The 20,158-nt window shown below is 53.2% G+C and carries 15 protein-coding genes and 4 tRNA genes; 12 read left to right on the top strand and 7 right to left on the bottom strand.

Going from position 1 to position 20,158, the window contains the following annotated elements; genetic code table 11:
* Positions 1-31 precede the first annotated feature (31 nt).
* From SHEW_RS01620 to SHEW_RS01605, 4 genes are read left to right on the top strand one after another with little or no spacing between them, the layout of a single operon-like run.
* Positions 32-1,444 carry a TolC family outer membrane protein gene (locus SHEW_RS01620; protein ID WP_011864116.1) on the top strand — a complete coding sequence of 471 codons (1,413 nt, stop codon included), beginning with the start codon at positions 32-34 and terminating at the stop codon, positions 1,442-1,444.
* Entirely contained in the window at positions 1,444-2,049 is a 606-nt protein-coding gene (locus SHEW_RS01615) for an OmpA family protein (protein ID WP_011864115.1), read from the top strand. The genes SHEW_RS01620 and SHEW_RS01615 overlap by 1 nt, the downstream gene beginning before the upstream one ends.
* A 16-nt stretch (positions 2,050-2,065) precedes the next feature.
* Positions 2,066-2,773 (top strand): transglutaminase-like cysteine peptidase, encoded by a 708-nt coding sequence (locus SHEW_RS01610; RefSeq protein ID WP_011864114.1) that lies wholly within the window; start codon positions 2,066-2,068, stop codon positions 2,771-2,773.
* An 8-nt stretch (positions 2,774-2,781) separates the two neighbouring features.
* A complete protein-coding gene (locus tag SHEW_RS01605; protein ID WP_011864113.1) occupies positions 2,782-4,704 on the top strand; it encodes a bifunctional diguanylate cyclase/phosphodiesterase in 1,923 nt (640 codons plus the stop codon).
* A gap of 132 nt (positions 4,705-4,836) precedes the next feature.
* On the opposite strand, the gene SHEW_RS01600 is transcribed toward SHEW_RS01605, so the two are convergent.
* The 4 genes from SHEW_RS01600 to SHEW_RS01585 form a co-directional block, all read right to left on the bottom strand.
* A tRNA-Pro gene (locus SHEW_RS01600) sits at positions 4,837-4,913 on the bottom strand.
* A 52-nt stretch (positions 4,914-4,965) separates the two neighbouring features.
* A tRNA-Pro gene (locus tag SHEW_RS01595) sits at positions 4,966-5,042 on the bottom strand.
* Between the two features lie 84 nt (positions 5,043-5,126).
* Positions 5,127-5,202, bottom strand: a tRNA-His gene (locus SHEW_RS01590).
* Positions 5,203-5,245: 43 nt separating this feature from the next.
* Positions 5,246-5,322: transfer RNA gene (locus SHEW_RS01585), tRNA-Arg, on the bottom strand.
* A gap of 218 nt (positions 5,323-5,540) precedes the next feature.
* Between SHEW_RS01585 and SHEW_RS01580 the strand changes: the two genes are divergently transcribed.
* Entirely contained in the window at positions 5,541-8,189 is a 2,649-nt protein-coding gene (locus tag SHEW_RS01580) for a sensor domain-containing diguanylate cyclase (RefSeq protein ID WP_011864112.1), read from the top strand.
* Positions 8,190-8,218: 29 nt separating this feature from the next.
* On the opposite strand, the gene rep is transcribed toward SHEW_RS01580, so the two are convergent.
* Entirely contained in the window at positions 8,219-10,231 is a 2,013-nt protein-coding gene (gene rep, locus SHEW_RS01575; protein WP_011864111.1) for a DNA helicase Rep, read from the bottom strand.
* 240 nt (positions 10,232-10,471) lie between these two features.
* Here rep and ubiK point away from each other — a divergent pair, with 240 nt between their 5' ends.
* From ubiK to SHEW_RS01550, 5 genes are all read left to right on the top strand, one after another.
* Positions 10,472-10,732: a ubiquinone biosynthesis accessory factor UbiK gene (gene ubiK / locus SHEW_RS01570; protein WP_011864110.1), complete on the top strand. Its 261-nt coding sequence runs from the start codon at positions 10,472-10,474 to the stop codon at positions 10,730-10,732.
* A 222-nt stretch (positions 10,733-10,954) separates the two neighbouring features.
* A complete protein-coding gene (creD, locus tag SHEW_RS01565) occupies positions 10,955-12,307 on the top strand; it encodes a cell envelope integrity protein CreD (protein ID WP_011864109.1) in 1,353 nt (450 codons plus the stop codon).
* A gap of 106 nt (positions 12,308-12,413) precedes the next feature.
* Positions 12,414-13,181: a phosphatase PAP2 family protein gene (locus tag SHEW_RS01560; RefSeq protein WP_011864108.1), complete on the top strand. Its 768-nt coding sequence runs from the start codon at positions 12,414-12,416 to the stop codon at positions 13,179-13,181.
* A gap of 74 nt (positions 13,182-13,255) precedes the next feature.
* Complete coding sequence (locus tag SHEW_RS01555) at positions 13,256-13,756, top strand: Lrp/AsnC family transcriptional regulator (protein WP_011864107.1); 501 nt, start codon at positions 13,256-13,258, stop codon at positions 13,754-13,756.
* Positions 13,757-13,993: 237 nt separating this feature from the next.
* The gene (locus SHEW_RS01550) at positions 13,994-15,352 is read left to right on the top strand and encodes a sodium-dependent transporter (RefSeq protein ID WP_011864106.1); all 1,359 of its coding nucleotides are present in this window, start codon (positions 13,994-13,996) and stop codon (positions 15,350-15,352) included.
* A 130-nt stretch (positions 15,353-15,482) separates the two neighbouring features.
* Here the strand turns inward: SHEW_RS01550 and SHEW_RS01545 are convergent, their stop codons facing one another.
* Complete coding sequence (locus SHEW_RS01545) at positions 15,483-16,091, bottom strand: TetR/AcrR family transcriptional regulator (protein ID WP_011864105.1); 609 nt, start codon at positions 16,089-16,091, stop codon at positions 15,483-15,485.
* 116 nt (positions 16,092-16,207) lie between these two features.
* Between SHEW_RS01545 and SHEW_RS01540 the strand changes: the two genes are divergently transcribed.
* Together SHEW_RS01540 and SHEW_RS01535 are read left to right on the top strand one after the other, a co-directional pair.
* The gene (locus SHEW_RS01540; protein ID WP_150099932.1) at positions 16,208-17,344 is read left to right on the top strand and encodes an MBL fold metallo-hydrolase; all 1,137 of its coding nucleotides are present in this window, start codon (positions 16,208-16,210) and stop codon (positions 17,342-17,344) included.
* A 125-nt stretch (positions 17,345-17,469) separates the two neighbouring features.
* Positions 17,470-19,377 (top strand): hypothetical protein, encoded by a 1,908-nt coding sequence (locus SHEW_RS01535; RefSeq protein WP_011864103.1) that lies wholly within the window; start codon positions 17,470-17,472, stop codon positions 19,375-19,377.
* Positions 19,378-19,466: 89 nt separating this feature from the next.
* Here SHEW_RS01535 and SHEW_RS01530 read toward each other — a convergent pair whose 3' ends face one another.
* A complete protein-coding gene (locus tag SHEW_RS01530; protein WP_011864102.1) occupies positions 19,467-19,937 on the bottom strand; it encodes an Hsp20/alpha crystallin family protein in 471 nt (156 codons plus the stop codon).
* Positions 19,938-20,158: the final 221 nt, after the last annotated feature.

Below are 20,158 nucleotides of genomic sequence, written 5' to 3'. Positions count from 1 at the left end.
GTTCACAACAATAACCAGGGGGGTTAACCAAATGAGTAAGCAAACCATGCATCAACTAAAGCGCAGTGCCATGGCACTCGCCATTAGTGCGATGTTGATACCGGGGGCAGCCTCTAGCCAAACGCTAGAACAGGCTGTGGCCCATACGCTGGATACCAATCCAGATATTCGCATCGCATTTAATCGCTTCAAGGCGCGTGAAGAGCAGGTCAATCAGGCAATCGCCGGTTACATGCCTACTGTTGATATCAGTGGTGGCTATGGCTGGGAACAGACAAACAGTCCATCTACCCGACGCCGTGCAGGCCAGGGCGATGTTGACAAGGATGGCGTCATCGAATTGATGCGTGGTGAAGTCGGTTTTAGCATCAAACAAATGCTATTCGACGGTTTCTACACCTCGAGCGAAGTGGATCGCTTCAGCTTCGAAGCCAGCGCCGACCAATGGGCTCTGTTTGCCGCGGCCGAAGATATCGCGCTAGATGTAGCCAAGGTCTATGTTAACTATATCCGCAGTGAGCAGGTGCTGACTTTGGCAGAGAAAAACCTGCAGAGTCACAAAGACATCTACGATCAGATTAAGCAGCGTACCGATTCAGGCCTGGGCTCAGTCGCCGACCTGTCTCAGATCACAGGTCGTCTGGCACGTGCCAACGCCAACGTGATCGCGGCAAAGAATAACTTCTTCGATGCCAAGGCGCAGTTTATCCGTATCGTCGAGAAAGAGCCGGAAAACCTGATCGTCCCGGTCCCCGATGACGATATGCTGCCGACCAACCTCACCGACGGTCTCAAGGTTGCCCAGGAAAACCATCCTATTCTGAAATCGGCCGCGAGTGATATCTCGGCGGCAGAGAACGAGCGTTCATCTGCCCAGTCCAACTACTATCCTAAGCTGTCGCTAGAGCTGGGTGGTAACTGGAACGATAACCTGGATGGCGAAGATGGCTACTCAGCCTTCGCCTCACAAAATGTCGGTGGTCATAACAATGACCTTATCGCTATGGTACGAGTGAAGTACAACCTATTCGCCGGTGGTAAAGACTTAGCCCGCGAGAAGGAAGCGGCCTACAAGATTGGCGAGGCGAAAGAGATTCGTCAACGTGCTTACCGTCAGGTCGTCGAAGGGGTCAACCTGGCTTGGAACGCCTACGAGATGCTAGAGCCGCAGAAGCTGTATATCCGCGATCACGTCATCGCCGCCAAGGATACGCAAGTCGCCTATAGCCAACAGTTCAACCTGGGCCAGCGCACCCTATTGGATTTGCTGGATACCGAAAACGAACTGTTTGAAGCGCGTAAGGATTACCTCGATGCCGAATACGACGAGATCATCTCCGAATATCGCATCCTTAACGCTACGGGTAGACTACTGGAATCGCTTCGTGTGACTCGCCCAGAGGTTTGGAAGGGTGAGCGCGAATATGAAGGGGGAGTAAAATAATGAAAGCCTTACTGATTATTCTAAGCGTCGCCTTACTGGGCGGCTGCGCTTCGCGCGACATAGTAACCATGGATACCCCGACCAATCAGGTATTCGATCTTAACGACAAAGATAAAGATGGCGTCATCGTCGCCCGTGAGCGCTGTAACGACACAGTGCTAGGTGCCACCATAGACAACTACGGCTGTGGTAAGATTAAGCCTATCAATGAGCGTCAAGAACTTAAGATATTGTTTGCCAACGATTCTTACTACATAGATCCTCAGTACTATGATCAGGTAGAAGTGGTTGCGACTTTCATGAGACAGTACCCCAACACTAAGGTGACCATCGAAGGTCACTGTAGTAAGACGGGTAGCTATGAGCACAACCTAGCGCTGTCGCAAAACCGCGCCGACGCCGTGACCTCGCTGTTGTCTGAGCGATTCGGTATCGCCAGCGATCGTCTGACGGCCATAGGCTACAGCTACGACAGACCGGTAGATCCTACTCATACCAAGATGGCACACACACGTAACCGCCGCGTGATCGCAGAGGTAACGGGTGAAGATACCAAGGCCGATATGAAGTGGACCATCTACACAGTTGATGAACAAGTAAAATAAAAAATAGTCGGAGAAGATGAAAGCCAAAATTGGCAGGCAAAAACGCTTTCAAAGGGTCTGCCAACTTTGCGTTGTGGCAACGGCCCTGGGGTTTTCTTGCCTATACGCTTCTCCGACGCAAACACTCGACGCCAACTACATTAAGTCCACCCTAGAAGCCCGATACGGTGAGCGCGCAGGTATGCGCGTCGCCGCCTGGTTTAAGGTACTGGATGAATCGCAGGGCCTGAGTGAACAAGAGAAGATCACCAAGGTAAATAACTTTTTCAATCTGTTTAGGTTTGTCGACGACATCAAGTTGTGGGGCGTCAGTAACTACTGGGCCACGCCGATGGAGTTTATCGGGGTAAATGGTGGCGATTGTGAAGATTTCTCCATCGCCAAATATTTCACCCTGCTGCAGCTGGGGGTGCCCGATGACAAGCTGCGGATCACTATGGTTAAGGCCACCTCGGTCAATCAGTACCATATGGTGTTGGCCTACTATGACACGCCCGGCTCCATCCCCTTGGTATTGGATAACCTGGACAGACAGATTAAACCAGCCACCCAGAGACAAGATCTGATCCCCGTATACAGCTTTAACGGTCGTCAGTTGTGGCTAAACAAAGAGAAAGGTCGCGGTGTGCTGGCAGGCTCATCGGAACGCCTTGAAAAATGGAATGATCTCAAAAATAGATTAGGTGTTGAGCGACTCAAAATGCCTAAGTTAAGATTGGAGTAGCGAAAACAATGACACTGTTTCGACAGATATACTCACTGCTTTTTGGCCTGTTCTTGGTCGTTGTCATCAGCCTGGCTTATGTCCAATTTACCGAGACACAAAGCTTTCTGACCAAGCAGATGGAGTCCGATCTCAATAACACCAGCCACAGTCTGGGGATCATGCTGGTTCCCGATCTGGAAGCGGGTGATATTGTCGGCGCCGAGACGCTGATCAACGTCATCTTCGAAGGCGGCTATTACCAACAGGTGAAGCTCACCTGGCTGGTCGACGGCAAACAACAGGTGTGGGAAAACGACGTTAAAATCGAGGGTGTTCCCCAATGGTTTATCGACCTGGGATTCTTCGAAACCATTAAACGCGAAAGCACCATCACCTCGGGTTGGATCCAGTTAGCCAACCTGGAGATCACCGCACACCCAGGCTTTGGTTACAACGAGCTGTGGCGCACCCTAACCAACGCCATCATAGTCATCTCTATCCTGTTTTTACTCGCCATCATGCTGGCGCGCTTCGGGCTAACCTGGATCCTAAGACCACTGCATGAGATCGCCGAGCACGCGGCCGAGATCGCCCAGCGCAAGTTTGGCCCTGACATGGCCATTCCAAAGACCTCAGAACTCAAGTCCGTGGTCGAGGCCTTTAACAGCATGTCTCATCAGCTCAAGCAGATCTTCAGCTCACTGGACGAAGAGGTGACTGAGCTGCGTAAGAAGAACCTGGTAGATCAGGTCTCTAAGCTGCCTAACAGGCAATATATGATGGGCCGCCTCAACAGCTGGTTAAGCGAACCCAACAATGGCTCGCTGATGATGGCCAAGTTCGACTGGCTCGAAGAGGTACACAGCAAGTATGGTTATCAGGTACGTGATGAGACCATACGCCTGTTGTCCGAGAAGATGCAGGAGCAACTGGACGAGATCGCTCCGTCTGTCATCGCCCGTATCGCCGCCTACGAATTTGCCTTCCTGATCACCAGCGCCGAACAGGAGCAGAGCAGCAAGTATCTGCATACCCTGATTAGAACCGTGAATCAGGAGATCTCTAAGGCGGGCTGTAAGCCCAATGAGCAGTTTGCCATAGGTATCGCCCAGCGCACCGACAACATGACGGTATCGGACATCCTGGCGCAGACGGATAATGCATTGCAGAAAGCAATCGCCGACAACAAGGTGTTCCACTGGTTCGAGAGCAACGAGAAGCAGCTCTACACCCGTGAGCAGTGGCGAGAGCATTTGAGTGCCGCCATCAGCAGCAAGCAGTTCCAGTTCAAGTGGCAGCCTGTCTATCACACCAATAAGGATGAGGTGGTGCAGCGCGAGCTTTACTGTCAGCTCACCATTGGCGATAAAGAGATCCACGCAGGCCAGTTTATGCCCTATGTGGAGCTGCTCTCACTGGGCTCTATGCTGGACAGATGCCTGATCGAGACCATAGTCGATAACGGACTGCTGGAGCGTAACTATGAGCCTATCGCCATCAACCTGACCTTCAACAGTCTGAGCGATACGACCTTCCACCAGTGGCTCAACAAGTTCCTGCGCAATACGCCGCTCGCCCAGCGAATCGTGTTCGACATCCCTGAAGCCGGCGTCTATAGCGATCCCGATGCCTGCCAGGCGCTATGCAACATCATTCGCGACAATGGTGCTCACTTCGGTATCGACCACTTCGGTCGTCAGTTTGGCTCTATGTCTTACCTGCAAAACCTAAGACCTAGCTACGTCAAGCTGGATCAGTCCTTCGCCTACTATGACGAGAACGAGCACAACAGCGAGCTGTGCCGCGCCCTGGTGAACGTCGCCAGAGGCCTAGATATCCAGATCATCGTCACCGGTATTCAGGAGCAGCCGCAACTAGCACGCTTCGAGCCGCTCAAGGCCAACGCCTACATGGGCTATATCTACCCGCCCACCCGCGTCGAGCTATAAACGACAAAGCTGCCCACTTGGGCAGCTTTTTTTTACCTTGATGGCGCGTTTTATTCGGTAAAGACAAACATTAGGAAATAACAAACGGGCAAAGAAAAAGCCCCTCGATGACTCGAGGGGCTTATCTAGGATTGGTCGGTGATAGAGGATTCGAACCTCTGACCCTCTGGTCCCAAACCAGATGCGCTACCGGACTGCGCTAATCACCGAAAATCTTTTTTTATCAGTCAATGATGCTTGATACATCACTCACTTGGAAACTGGTCGGTGATAGAGGATTCGAACCTCTGACCCTCTGGTCCCAAACCAGATGCGCTACCGGACTGCGCTAATCACCGAAACAAGGGATATTTTACGAGGTTCCGCCTCGCTTCACTATATCAAGGAAAAGAATGACTCGTGAAGTCTATTGCAAGAAGAAGTGGGGTGACTGATGGGACTTGAACCCACGACAACCGGAATCACAATCCGGGGCTCTACCAACTGAGCTACAATCACCACTGATATTAACTTCTTAACGCTAACTTGACCCTCATCCAACTGGTGCACCCAGAAGGATTCGAACCCTCGGCCTCACCCTCCGGAGGGGTGCGCTCTATCCAGCTGAGCTATGGGTGCCTGCCTTGTTAGCGCCGCATATAGTATGGATTATTTTACTGCGCGTCTATAGCAAACACGTATTTTTTTACGCGTTTGCTCAAGTTTTAGCATATTTAAGGTGATATTAAGCTGACAACGTCAAAATAATGACTTGGTGGTGCTGCTTTTTTATGCTATCAATAACCATTACCCCAAATCCTAGCGAAAAAATATAACTACTTGTGATTGGCGGAACCATGTTTAGGGATAAAACAGACCAACATTCACCCCGTGAAGTTGGGCGTTTATATAAAAGGATATCTCGCTTAAAGAGCCTGGCTCGGAAGTACAAGCGTTCTGAGATCGTCCAAAATACGCTATTGGATATCTCCAATCTTGCCGCTCGAGTCGAGCGCGCCGAAGACTTCTATGCTGGTATCCAAACCAATCTCAATCGCCTGCTCCCCGCAGACAACTTCTTCATCGCCATCCTCAACAGAGAAACCAACAAATTAGGCGTGCCTTTCTTCGTCGATGAGAAGGACCAGCACCCAAGCCAGCTTTACCCCAGCGAAGAGTTATCTACCACGCTCAACAGCGGCCTCACCGGCTATGTGCTGCGCAGTCAGCAACCCCTGCTGTGTGATGACGACAAGTTTGAGCAGCTGCTCGCCAGCGGCGAGATCGTCAGTCGAGGATCCAGCTGCCACCAGTGGCTAGGGCTCCCAATTTTCAGCAGCGATCAGACCATAGGGGTGATCGCCGTGCAGAGCTACGATGCCAATATCACCTATGGCGAGATAGAGGTCGAGCTGATGACCTTCATCAGCCAGCATATCTCGGGCGTTATCGAGAGGGTGCAGTACCAACACAATCTCGAGGCCGCAATTGAGCACAGAACCAAGGAGCTGAGCGTCGCCTACGATAAGCTCAAGCAGGAGGTCACCGAGCGGCGACGGGCGGAAAACCTGCAGAAGTCGCTGTTTGAGATAGCCGAGCTATCCAATGCGACCATAGACCACCAGAGCTTCTATCGCGAGCTACACAGGGTGATCAGCCACCTGCTACCGGCCAATAACTGTTATATCGCCCTGCTGGAAGACAATGGCCGTGAGCTGCATTTTCCCTTTTATGTCTCTCAGCTCAACGTAGGCGCGCCGCAAAGGCGCCCTCTGGCCGATGGTCTGACAGAGTTTATTCTCAAGCATAAGCGCCCTTTGCTGCTCGATGGCAGCGACATCAAGGCGCTGATCAAGGCGGGGCAACTCTACGCCAAGGCGCCGCAGCTCAACTATGCCGAGACCATACATCAGTGGATAGGCGTGCCCCTGTTTATTCAAGGCATAGTCAAGGGCGCGCTCACCATCTACAGCTTTACCCCGTCGCAGACCTACCAGGAGAAAGATCTGGATCTGCTCACTTTCGTCTCGCAGCACATCGCCGCGGCGATCGAGCGTAAGCTATCGGCAGAGTCGCTGAAACAGAGCTATGAACAGCTGGAGGAGAAAGTCGCCCAGCGCACCCGCGCCCTGGCGATGCTCAACCAGGATCTCGAAAAGGAGATCGCCCAGCGCCGCAAGGTCGAGCAGCAGCTGGTACACGATGCCAGCCACGACACCCTGACCGGCCTACCCAATCGAGCCATGTTCATGGAGCGCCTAGCCCAGGCGGTCAAGCATGTCAGGCGCCACGCCAGAGACAGGTTTGCCCTGCTGTTTATCGACCTCGACCGCTTTAAGCTGATCAACGATACCCTGGGCCATCTGCAGGGTGACCGTTTCCTGATTGAAACCGCCCGTCGCCTCAACCTCTGCATCAGGAGCAACGACACCTTAGGGCGTATCGGCGGCGATGAGTTTGTGATCCTGCTAGACAGCATCAACACCAATAGCGACGCCATCGAGGTGGCCGAGCGTATCTTAGGCGAGCTGAGCGAGCCCTATCAGCTATCGAATCAGAGCTTCACCTCGGGCGCCAGTATTGGCATCGCCTTCAGCGGCCACAGCAGCGGCGACACCAGCGAGTCGCTGTTGAAGGACGCCGACGCCGCCATGTATCAGGCCAAGTCCAACGGCAAGGGCTGCTTCGTCATCTTCGATCACAACACCAGCCATCAGCAGAGCCATGACATCACCCTGGAGATAGAGCTCAGAGAGGCGATCGCCAAACAAGAGTTGGCGCTGCAGTATTTCCCCGTGTTGGCTTTGGCGACCCAGGAGGTTCTCGCCCTGGAGCCAAGGCTCTACTGGCAGCATGAACAGCTAGGCAAGATCAAACAGGATCAGCTCAGCAATATCGCCGAGCACTGCAACCTGACCAAGGAGTTGGATCTCTATCTCTTCGACCAGCTCAACAGTGACTATGACAAGGTGATGCAGCAGGTCGACGGCCAGGTGCAGCTGCACATCAAACTCGCCAGTCAGCACCTGAAACATAAACATGCGGTGCGCAAGCTGAAGAATCGCATCAAGCAGAGTTACTATAAAGCTGACGATATCTGGGTATTCTTCAACGAGAAGGCCTTTGTCGCCGACAGCGACAGCCATATTCAGGCGTTCGACCTCCTGGCTAAGCAGGCCATCAACTTAGGCCTGTGCGCCTACGGTAGCGCCCACACGGCACTGAGCAGCCTCAGCTTCCTGCCCTTAAGCGGCCTGAAGCTAGACCCTAGCTATATCAGTCATCTAAATAATCCGCAGCAGAAACGCCTGCTTAAGGCGCATCAGCTGACCGCCTCGGCGCTCGAGCTGACGCTATTTGTGGAAGGGGTTAAGACAGATCTGCATAGGCAGCAGCTGGTCAGCCTAGGCTTCGATCAGGGTCAGGGCCAGGCCCTGGGTGAGTCTATCGATCCCAGTAAGCTGCCCGAGCCCAGAAAGCGGCCGAGCGGCTGCATCTCAGCCTAATCACCATAGGTGAGCGCCGCCTTAGCAATTTACTTTTTCAGCATATCCCGAATGTTGGCGATGTTGGCCCGGCCCGACTGCACTCTTTGCTGCTCGGACTGAGGCGGCTTACGGTTTTCCCAGATCAGATCGTCCTGGGGCAGCTCCATCAGGAAGCGGCTGGGCTCACAACGCATCACCTCACCAAACTGGCGCCGCTCGCGGCAGATCATGAACCACAGCTCCCTCTGCGCCCGGGTGATCCCCACATAGGCCAGGCGGCGCTCCTCCTCGACGTTGTCTTCATCTATGCTGGTCTGGTGCGGCAAGATGCGCTCCTCCACTCCCACCATGAAGACATAGGGGAACTCCAGGCCCTTAGAGGCGTGCAGTGTCATCAGCTGCACCTGATCGCCGGCCTCGTCTTCGCTGTTGCGCTCCATCATGTCTCTCAGGGTCAGACGGGTCACCACTTCCGGCAGCGTCATCCCTTCGTCCAGCTCATCGCCCTCTAACATCTCGGTCACCCAGCGGTAGAGCTCGGAGATGTTCTTCATCCGCATCTCGGCGGCCTTGGCACTGGTACTGGTCTCGTACAGATAGTCTTCGTAGTTGATGTGGCGGATCAGCTGCTTCACCGCCTCAACCGGTTCGCCACGGGTCGCCGCCTCGCCGGTATCGACGATAAACTTGCCAAACTGATACAGGGCCGACATGGCCGCCGGCGGCAGATGGTGGTTCAGCTCGCTATGGAATATCGCCTCGAACATGGAGATATGCTGCTCATTGGCATAGTTACCCAAGCGTTCCAGGGTCGCAGGGCCGATGCCGCGTTTGGGCAAGTTAACCACTCGCAGGAAGGCGTTATCGTCGTCGGGATTCACCACCAGACGCAGGTAGGCCATGATATCTTTGATCTCGGCGCGGCCGAAGAAAGAGGTGCCACCGCTGAGCTTATAGGGGATGCGGTTGGTCATCAGGGCGCGCTCCAGCAGGCGCGACTGATGGTTGCCCCGATAGAGGATGGCATAGTCGCCAAACTGGGTCTTGCCCACAAACTTGTGGCGGATCATCTCGGCCACCACACGCTCGGCCTCCTGCTCCTCGTTGGCGGCGATCAGCACCCGCAGCGGCTCACCATAGGCCAGCTCGCTGAACAGTGACTTGTCGTAGACGTGGGGGTTATTGGCGATCAATATGTTGGCTGCCCGCAGGATCCGCTGACTGGAGCGGTAGTTTTGTTCGAGTTTAATCAACTTAAGATTGGGAAAGTCCTTCCCCAAAAGCACCAGGTTTTGCGGCTTGGCCCCACGCCAGGAGTAGATAGACTGATCGTCGTCCCCTACCACGGTAAAGCGGGCACGCTCACCAACCAGCAATTTCACCAGCTCATACTGACTGGTGTTGGTATCCTGATACTCATCCACCAGCAGGTATTGAATGCGTTTCTGCCAACGTTCACGAACCTCCTGCTTGTGCCGCAGCAGCAGGGTGGGCAGCAGGATAAGATCGTCGAAATCCAGCGCATTATAAGCCTTCATATGCTGAGCATAGCGCTGGTAGAGCAAGGCAAATAACTGTGACTGCTCGTCTCTGGCGGTTTTGATGGCGCCGTCTGGCGTCATCAGGTCGCCCTTCCAGTTGGAGATGGCCGTCATCAGCATGCGCAGCAGATCTTTATCGCCGTCAAACTCCTTCTCGGTCAGCTCTTTCAGCAGCGCCAGGGTATCTTGGTCGTCAAACAGGGAGAAGCCGGGCTTAAGGCCGACCACCTTATATTCGCGCTTGATGATCTCAAGCCCCAGGGTGTGGAAGGTCGAGATCCACAGCCCTCTGGCCTCCTTGCGTCCCATCGACTGGGCCACACGCTCCTTCATCTCCCGCGCCGCCTTATTGGTAAAGGTCACGGCGGCGATGTTGCGCGCCTGATAACCACACTTCTGTACCAGATAGGCAATTTTATTGATGATCACACGCGTCTTACCACTGCCCGCGCCGGCAAGCACCAGACAGGGACCAGAGACATAGTGAACAGCATCATTTTGACCGGGATTGAGCTTCATTGACTAACGGCTACCAACTAGAGAATTCGTGAGATCGGCCAGGGATCATACCAGAATCTTCGCCATAGCTCAGACAAAAATATCCAGGTGGTCATCTAAGCTTAAGCGCGTGCGACCGATAAGCTACCGACGTGAGCCTGCCCTCAACCTGGTGTCAGGCGACCGGTTTTTAGTTGTCATCCCAGTAGGCTTAGGTACAATTCGGGCATAGCATAAAATGGCCAATGGCGGACAGAAAAGATGATTAACCCCAAAAAGATCGAAGAAGTAGCTAAGCAGCTAAGCGATAACCTCCCCAGCGGGCTTAAGCAGTTTGCCGGTGAGTTTGAAGAGAAGAGCAAACAGGTTCTGCAAAACCAGCTGATGAAGCTAGATCTTGTCTCGCGCGAAGAGTTCGATGTGCAGCAGCACGTGCTGTTGAAGACCCGCGAGAAGCTCGAAGCCCTACAGGCGCAGGTCGATGCCCTGGAAGCCAAACTCAGACAGCAAGACGAGGCTTAAATCGCACTAGGCCGCGTAAGCGTCGTCCATCCATGAAAAAGAGCGCTCGGCGCTCTTTTTTGTTGGCTGTTTTATTCTCTTCTTATCACTCGCCTATCACCTCTTACAACATCTGCAATTGCCCCCGTTTTGCCACAATTGGTCATCGCTATGCCCGCCTGTTTGGCGCGACTCATGGTGTAATGGCGCAATACACCCAGACCGTCATTGAGAGGGATTTTTATGTTAAGTCGGTTACCCCTGGCCAACAGCCCACTGAGCAAGAAACTGATCTTCATCGCCATCCTTACCCTAGTGGCTATGATCCCCTTAGGCCTCATCGAGAGCCTCACCTCAGACAGGCAGCATCTGTACCACGGCATGGTCAACGAGATAGGCCGCTCTTGGGGCGAGCAACAGACCATTGCCGGACCTGCGCTGGTGATCCCCTACACCTATGAGGTGGTGCAGGAGAGCATCAGCGACACGGGCAAGATGACCAAGGCGAGGCACACCTACGACAGCGAACTCGTGGTGTTGCCGGAGCAGCTCAACCTCGCCGTCTCGCTCAAACACAGCTTCCTCTCCCGCGGCATCTTCCGCTCTCTGGTCTATCAGTCTCAGGTCACGGGCTCGGCGCAGTTTCGCCTCGAAGCCTACTCCTTACCCAACCTAGTCAACCTGCATCCCGACCAAGCCAGGCTGGTGTTTGGCATCTCCGCCAACCAGGCCATCGACAAGCTCAACCGCTTCGCCGCCAAGGCCGACCAGCAAGCGGCCGCGCCTCAAAGACTCATGCCCGGCACTGGGCTGGAGCAGCTCAGGGGGCTCGACCGCGGCTTTCATCAGCCGATAGCCCTGAGTCCCGACAGTGAGCAACTCACGGTCAACTTCGATATCAGCCTACGGGGCTCTCAAGGGATCTCTGTGCTGCCCATAGGACAGCAGACTGAGGTTACCCTGTCCGCGGACTGGCCGCATCCAAGCTTTCACGGCCTGCTACCGACCGAGCGACAGATAACCGCCCAGGGCTTCAGCGCCCAGTGGGACGTGAGCCACCTGACCCGCAACTATCCCCAGGTCTTTACCAAGACCCAGGAGGTCAATCTGCAGGAGATCGCGGCTCAGGCCACCCTGTTTGAGCCTGTCACCCACTACGGCAAGATAGAGCGTGCGGTCAAATATGGTCTGCTGTTTATCATGCTCACCAGCACCATGCTGCTGATCTTCGAGCTGGGGCAACAGCAGGTCTTAAGCTCGATTCAGTATCTGCTGGTCGCCAGCGCCATGGCGCTCTTCTATCTGCTGTTGCTCTCCCTGTCGGAGCATATCAGCTTCGGTTATGCCTACCTGCTGGCGGCATCTGTGCCACTGCTGTCTGTCTCGGCCTATATTGCCAGCGTGACCGCCAGTAACAGGCGCGGCGCCTTCATGGCCATCATGTTACTGGCGCTCTACAGCGTGCTCTACTCCATCCTGAAGTTGGAAGACTATGCGCTGCTGATGGGATCTGGCCTGCTGATGATGGTGCTGCTGCTCCTCATGTACCTGACTCGTCACCAGATCGAAGCACCATCAACACCTTCGCAAGAGTAAATAACACCTCAGGCGCTGGCCAGACTAGCCAGCGCCGCCTAAGCGGGTTAGCCTAGCGCTTTTCAATAACCGTATTTTTCAAACAGGAAGTTTTAAGAGCACACCTATGAGATCGAATCCACCCTCCAATCTCTATTTTTCCGTGGTGCTACTCTGGAGCGGTCTGACGCTGATCCCCGCCGCAATCTACTTAGGCGGACTAAGCCTGTTTCCCTGGCTCGAGCTCAGTTCCCTCAAGGCGCAGATACTCTTTGGCTTAACCAGCTCGGGCACGGCGCCCTATGGTGTGCTCACCGTGCTGGCCCTGCTTCTCGCCTGTTATCTGTTGCTGCCACGCAAACAGCTAGTGCCTCTACTGTTTAGCGTCTGCCTCGCCATGGGGCTCAGCCTGGGGCTAAATCACTTTCTCAAGCCTTACTTCGGCCACCCCAGACCCAATGTGCAATTCTTGGCAGAGAACCAAGGGCTGTCGCTTAGCGGTTTTTATCAGGCCAGTCAGCCGACGCGGCGGATATTGATGGCACAAGAGGTTGCCAAGCTATCACAGGAGATCAAGCTGCCACAGGAGACCAAGCTATCCCTCTCCCCCAAGATAGCCCAGCATTGGCAAGATGAGGTGGGTTACTCGTTTCCCTCGGGTCACACCCTGTTTGCGGTGACGCTCACCCTAGTCGTAAGCTATTTTTTGTTGGCGGCGCAAAGGTTTTTATTCGCCGCTCTGTTATGCTTATGGGCGCTGGCCATGGGGTTTAGCCGCATGTTACTGGGCATGCACTGGCCTCAAGATGTCTTGGCGGCATCCTTGCTCGGCGGCCTTATCGCCCTGCTCGCCTTGCTGATCACCGAGAAATGGCGCGCCATCGGCCAAGGCTAGTGCCTAACTGGGCTAATGTTTAACTGAAACAGTATTTTACTTCCACAAGGGTTTACTCTTACCCGGCGACTGACATGACAAGACTACAACTCGACAAGACCGACATTCAGATCCTCAAGTTACTGCAAGCCCAGGGACGCATGGCCAACCAAGATCTGGCCGCAAGCGTCGGCCTGTCGCCCTCGCCCTGCTCGCGCCGGGTCAAGGCGATGGAGGAGGCGGGCATCATCGCCGGTTACGCCGCCTTAGTCGATGCCCCTTACTTTCAGTTAACCCTGACCGCCTACGTGCAGGTGAGGCTGGAAAAACACACCCAAGCGATACTCGATGCATTCGAGCAGGCCATCGACGGCTATGACGAGGTACTCGAATGCGCCCTACTGACAGGCAGCGACGCCGATTACCAACTCAAGGTCTTAGTCAGAGACATGGATGCCTTCAAACACTTCCTGCTAGAGAAGCTCACCAGCAACCCGCATATCGCTGGCATACGCTCAAGCTTCGTGCTTAAACAGGTCAAGAGCCGCACCGCTATTCCCCTGCCTGAACTCGGCACTCAAGACGATAAAGCATGATAAATCACACAGATTCTCATTTTTTCAGCCGCGCAATCCTATCGCGTCGACGCCTGTCTCAACGGGACCATCGCAATAATTTCGCCAATGAAGCAAGGAAGCGAAATTGGTTTTCAAAAAATAGCAGCATGACGCGATAACAACAAAGTCTTAACCTTAATCCACGCCATTTACCACCCTTGACCGACTATAATAAAGGACTATGATGCGCCCTCTTTAACACTGAGGTAGGGATAGATGAGCGCAAAAGATTTAGGGCATTTCAGCTCACGCATAGGCTTTATCATGGCGGCTGCTGGCTCGGCCGTCGGTGTCGGTAACATCTGGGGATTTCCCACTCAGGCGGCAACCCATGGTGGCGGGGCCTTCCTCTTGGTGTATCTGGTGCTCATCTTCCTGCTGGGTTACCCCATGCTGGTCGCCGAACTCATGATTGGCCGCCACGGCCAGACCAACCCTGCCGATGCCATGGCCAAGCTGGGCAGCAGCAAGCTGAGTCGTAACTTGGGCAAGACCATAGGTTTCGCCTCCATCATTACCGCCACCCTGATCTGCACCTTCTACAGCATCCTATCTGGCTGGTTTGTCAGCTTCACCCTGGCGCCAATCGCCAGGCTAGTGGGAATGCAAGATATTGCCCTCTGGTTAACCAGCTTCTCGCTGGAGCGTAATCTACTCTTTACCCTAATCTTTATTCTCATGGTGGTCTTAGTGATTCGCCAGGGGGTACAGCAGGGGATCGAGGCTTGGTCCAAGCGACTCATGCCACTGCTGTTGGCAATCTTGATATTGGGCGTCGCCTATATTCTGACTCAGCCCGGTGCGAGCCAGGGGCTAAACGCCCTACTGGTGCCGGATTTCGGACGCATTTGGGAACCTCAGGTGCTTATCGGCGCCTTAGGCCAGACCTTCTTCTCACTCACCGTGGGTACAGGCGCCATGATGGTCTACGGCGCCTACCTGAATCGGCAGGAAAACCTGGCTAAGCTGACTGCCTACGTCACCCTGACCGACACCAGCGTCGCCTTCCTCGCCGCCTTGATGATCATACCCGCCATGTATGTGGCCCAACACAACGGCGTTCAGATCTTCGCCGCCGATGGTAGCCTGCTCAATGCCGATACCTTGGTGTTCACCGTACTGCCGGCGCTGTTCGACAGCTTGGGCGGCTTAGCTGGGCAGCTGATCGCCATCGTCTTCTTCATCCTGATGACCATAGCCGGGCTGACATCGGCCATCTCGATTGTCGAGGTGCCCACCAGCTATATGGTGGAGAAGACAGAGATTCAGCGTCACAGCGCCACCTATCTGGTGGGCGGTGGTATCGCCCTGCTGGCGACTATCATGGTGTTTAATTTCGATGCCCTATTCGCTCTTGTGATCACCCTGACCACGGAGCGCGCCCAACCCTTTATCGCCCTGGGCATCGCCCTATACACTGGCTGGGTATGGCATAGAAACAGCCTGCTCAAGGCGATCGCCGCCCAGGAAGGCGCCAAGCTCGACGGCCTCTTCTGGCGCATCTGGCCTGTGTACGTGAAATATGTTTGCCCAGTGCTGATCCTCGCCATCATATTGCAGCTGCTGACCGCCTAAGGCTTAGCGAGTAAGTCGACCTGAGGTGAGCATAAAAGGTCGGTCTAAAGCTCAGATACGCAAAAGCCTAGTCATTGGGATATGACTAGGCTTTTTATTTGGGCAACCACCAATGGCCGGGGAGCCAGCCCTAGGTATATTGCTTGATGATCATCTCGACCACAGTTTGGGTTATCTCATCGAGCTTGGCCTGGCTCGGCAGAGGCTCACCCTGGATCAACTGAGGCCAGAAGCAGTAGGCCTTGATCACCGCGGTAAACTGAACCACCAAGATCTCGCTATCCTTCGCCTTTAACGCACCGGCGGCGATTGCCTGATTGAACCAGTTCGCCAGTGGCGACTCCTGCTTACTAAACTCCGACATTGCGTCTTGAATCAGCTCCGGCTTGTGAATCGCCTCGGCAATAATCACCCTGGCCGTATCGATAAACCCCTTAGCACTTAACAGCTTAATCTCGTGCTGCACCAATTGGGTCAACTGTGAAGCCAGGCTCTCCTCGGCGCTGAAGGGTAAAGATTCGAAGGCGCACAGCATCTCCATCATCTCGAGCATGATGGCACTAAACAACGCCTCTTTGCTGGGGAAATGGTTGTACACGGTGCGCTTGGACACATCGGCACGTTTGGCAATGTCATCCATACTCGCTAGGCTAAATCCCTTATTTTGAAACTCCACACTGGCTGCCTCGACGATGGCCGCGCGTTTCAGCTCCGAGCGAGTTAATTTTTTCTCTATCATTTTAAATAACTTATTAGGTTTACCTTGGCGAATTGCAATTATTTTACACTTATTAGTTTACTTTTTAAACTAAGATTATGTAAACTACACTGACTAGTTTACATTTGGTGATTGCAATGAAACGCAAATATCTCATCTCACTTGGCATCATACTCGGAGGCGGCATGCTGACATCTAACCTAATCAACTCCTCTTCGGCGCCGCAAGCCCTGGCCTCAGGTGATCAACTTGCCAGCAGAGAGCCTGCCGCACACCACAGGTCAGATGGCGGCTTTCAAAATACCGCCACCAATCTCACCGAGAACAGCGGCATGGGCGCCATCCTAATGCGTTACCTGACCGAGACGCGAATCGATGCCAGTCCTTCCAAGGCAATCCCCTTGATGCCACTGACCCGCGATGGCATCGCCGCGCTACCTGACTCTCAGGACAGCGTGATCCGCCTGGGCCACTCGAGCATCTTACTCAAGATAGCGGGCCAAACCTGGTTGATCGATCCCGTTTTTAGCGACCGGGCCTCGCCCTTTAGCTTTATCGGCCCTAAACGCTTCCATCAACCACCGATCGCCCTCGAGCAGCTTCCCGAGATCGATGGCGTGTTGATCAGCCACGACCATTACGATCACCTGGACGAAGAGAGCATCAAGCAACTCCACCACAAGGTGAAACGCTTCATCGTCCCTCTGGGCGTGGAGCAACATCTGCTTCGTTGGGGCGTCGCCAATGATAAGGTGCAGCCGCTGGATTGGTGGCAGAGCGTGACGCTTGGCAAACTCAGCATCACGGCAACGCCGACCCAGCACTTTTCCGGCCGGGGACTTTGGGACAAAAACCAGACCCTCTGGGCCAGCTATGTCATTCAATCTGACAGGAGCAAGCTGTACTTCAGCGGCGACTCGGGATACTTCGACGGCTTCAAGGCCATAGGCGAACGGTTCGGCCCCTTCGATCTCACCATGATAGAGACGGGCGCCTATGACAAAGACTGGCCCAGCATCCATATGACGCCGGAGCAGAGCCTACAGGCCCACCTGGATCTGGGTGGACGTCAGATGATGCCGATCCACAACGGTACCTTCGACCTGGCCTTTCACAGCTGGTACGAGCCGCTGGAGCGCATCGCCGCCCTGGCCGCCGATGCAAACACACAGCTCATCACGCCAATCGTGGGACAGGTACTGGATATTCACAACACGCCCGAAAGCGTCGCCTGGTGGCGGGAGGAACAGCTCAACTTAGCACTAAACGAATAATCTTCTGCCCTTGAGGCTCGCCACTCGCTTGGCATCAAGGGCTAATTTTTCCTCTGCGATTCGAGATGCTAGAATGGCGACAATAAAAATTTAACCATCAAAATTGTTTTAGGGATTGAAACATAGTGAAAAAATTTTTTGTCGCCATCATTCTATTTGTGGCCTTTATCCTCTATTGGCAGACGCGTGACAGTTCACTCACTGTCCCTATTCAAGCAGCCGATACACCCAATGCCCCTACCGATAAATCCGCTAATGTGGCACCTGACACTGCAAGCCATTCGCAAGCGCTCAATGGGCTAAATTACGCCGATTGCCGTAATACGCTTCAATCTGCCAAGGATCTCAAGCAAAAATGGGCCGGAGAGCAAGATTGGGATCAACGACTCGAACAAGGCTACTCCATAGACGACATTACCCTGGCTATGGGCCACTTTCTCAACGCAAACTTTGTAGGCAGCTGGCGAGCCAAACAGCTCAAACATAATTCTCAGCTAAGCCAGGTTAATCGCAGCCTAGGCGAGCAGGTAAAAGCGCTGATACCCGATTTACCGAGTTTCGTTCGCGTAGAAAAAGCTGTTCCGCAGCCACAACTCACAAACATAGCTGAGTTAACCCAAGATGAAGCACTAGCCCTGCTTGAATCCACAGAGATTTCAATTGATGATCTAAATTGGCTACTGAAACAAGAGAGCTTACCTCAAACACTATTGCTACAAGCACTCAATCAAATCGAGGATGTCAACGCTTTGCTCGGCTACGGTATTACTCAGAATGAAACCTTACATCTTATCGATACCGCAGCCTTTCATGGTCGCAATCAAGTGGTCTCGGCCCTACTAAACAAAGGTAGCCAACTGACTAATGATCCCTATCTGGGCACGACGATGGAATATGCCCTTGCAGGCCTCGATTATCGATTCCGAATGAACAAACTCAGCGATGATGAAGTCTTTAAGCACCAGATAGAGATCATCAGACTCCTGCAGTCACAGGGGAGCCCGGCAAACTTCATCTCAAACACAGAACAGAGTGTTAAAGGATTCTTCCCAAGGCACTTTTACAGTTTCGACGCCCAGCAAATAGCCTTCCTACAGCAAACTCACGATTTAGTCTTGGCCCAAATCCTCCCCAAGCAGGGCCTGAGGTTCGATAAACAGAGCGCCTTAATGCAAGCTCTCGAGAAAGAACTCGCAGAGCAGCTAACAACTATTGCTTCAAAGTCCGAGCGCAACCAATGCAAGAAAATTGTGGCTCGAGTCGATCAAGAGTGGCAACCTCGGGATCTCGACTTTTTCACCACTAAGCTCACTAATGAGGGGAAAACTGTTACCAGAGAAACCCTCAATGAAATCGATCCTATCCTGGCAGACTGTTCTTCAAAATTTGCACCGAAAGCACTTGGGGTAAGTTACCTTCACGATAGAGAGTTGAAAGATAAGGTCTACGGGTTCGCCCGCGAGAATAAGATCTCCGAAGCCATAAGCGTGTTAGAAGAGGCGCAGCTTAATGAAGCGGAATATCGCCATTTCTTCTATCAACTGCTAGGTTACGACTCCACTTATTTTGTACCTTTACAGACCAGTCGCCTGCATCAGGAAAGGCTCTCTTATTCGCTGTTATACGACGCCACCAAGAGTAAAATTGTCGACGTTATTGCGCAGGGTATAGATATCGACGAGCTCGATTATTCTGGTAAGAGCCTGCTCGACATAGCGATTACAAAAGAAGATCTTCAACTGCTTAATTATCTCATCTCGCAGCACATTCTCTACCCCGAAAGAGTGGTTGGACGGGATCCTTTATATCTCTTGTTAGACACGAGTGATCATAGGTTCAATCCGGATCAACTCATGACCTATTTACCGCTTATCATGTCACTCGAACCGCCAATTCAGCCAGCACATATCAGATTAATGGCACTTTTACGGTTAAAATACACAAAATTCTATGCTGACATGACCGAGCTATACCCCCAATTAATCGCACCGGAAGACGCACAACTTCCACCGGCAATCTGCTTATATTATTAACCCTGCGTAATTCAGTGAAAAGGCGCCCAACTGGGCGCCTTCGATTCACATTCGATTGACTTGCTATAGCTGTTAACACACCTCACTTGCTACTCATGAAAGTCGACTTTCACCTTCTTAGCATCTTGCTGCAACTCGGCGGGTTTTGGCACATGAATGGCGAGCACGCCCTTCTTGTACTTAGCGGTGATCTGGTCGGCGTCGATGTTGAAACCTAAAGGGATCTGCCGCTGGAACGAGCCGAATGAGCGCTCTCTCAGGTGATAGCCTTTCTCATCTTTCTCCTGCTCATGACGCTTCTCACCGCTGATGGTGAGATAATTACCGCGGATGTCGACGTCGATGTCCTTCTCTTCCATATCGGGCAATTCAGCCTTGATCTCGACATATTCGGCACATTCTTTGACATCAATGGCAGGCATCACGCCCAGCTCGGCGCGCGTGTTAGGCCAAGTGGTTAACCAGTCTTTAGCAAAATCATCGAATACATTGTCTAGCCGCGAATGCAGAGCGGTTCGCGGATCATCTTTATGAAAGATTGAGGGGAAGAAAGATCGCATAACAAGCTCCTTTGTTGGTTGAATCTCCATAAGGCAAGATTCAGAGGATTTACGAACAGCCCAAAGCGCAAGCCCTCCGGGCTCCTTACTTTAATTTTAGTCCCTTAGTCCCGCTTTTTACGGACCGCAAGGGGCTATCTAGCGCTGGCTTAATCCAGATCAAATCGAGGTGAAAAATCACTTGTCTTGGCAGTGTTCAGGCACAGAATATGCCCTTATTG

Origin of the sequence: Shewanella loihica PV-4 (genome assembly GCF_000016065.1) — a bacterium.
GTDB classification, from domain to species: domain Bacteria; phylum Pseudomonadota; class Gammaproteobacteria; order Enterobacterales; family Shewanellaceae; genus Shewanella; species Shewanella loihica.
The sequence above is the reverse complement of the archived record's forward strand: the minus strand, read 5'-3'. Positions and strand labels throughout refer to the sequence as shown.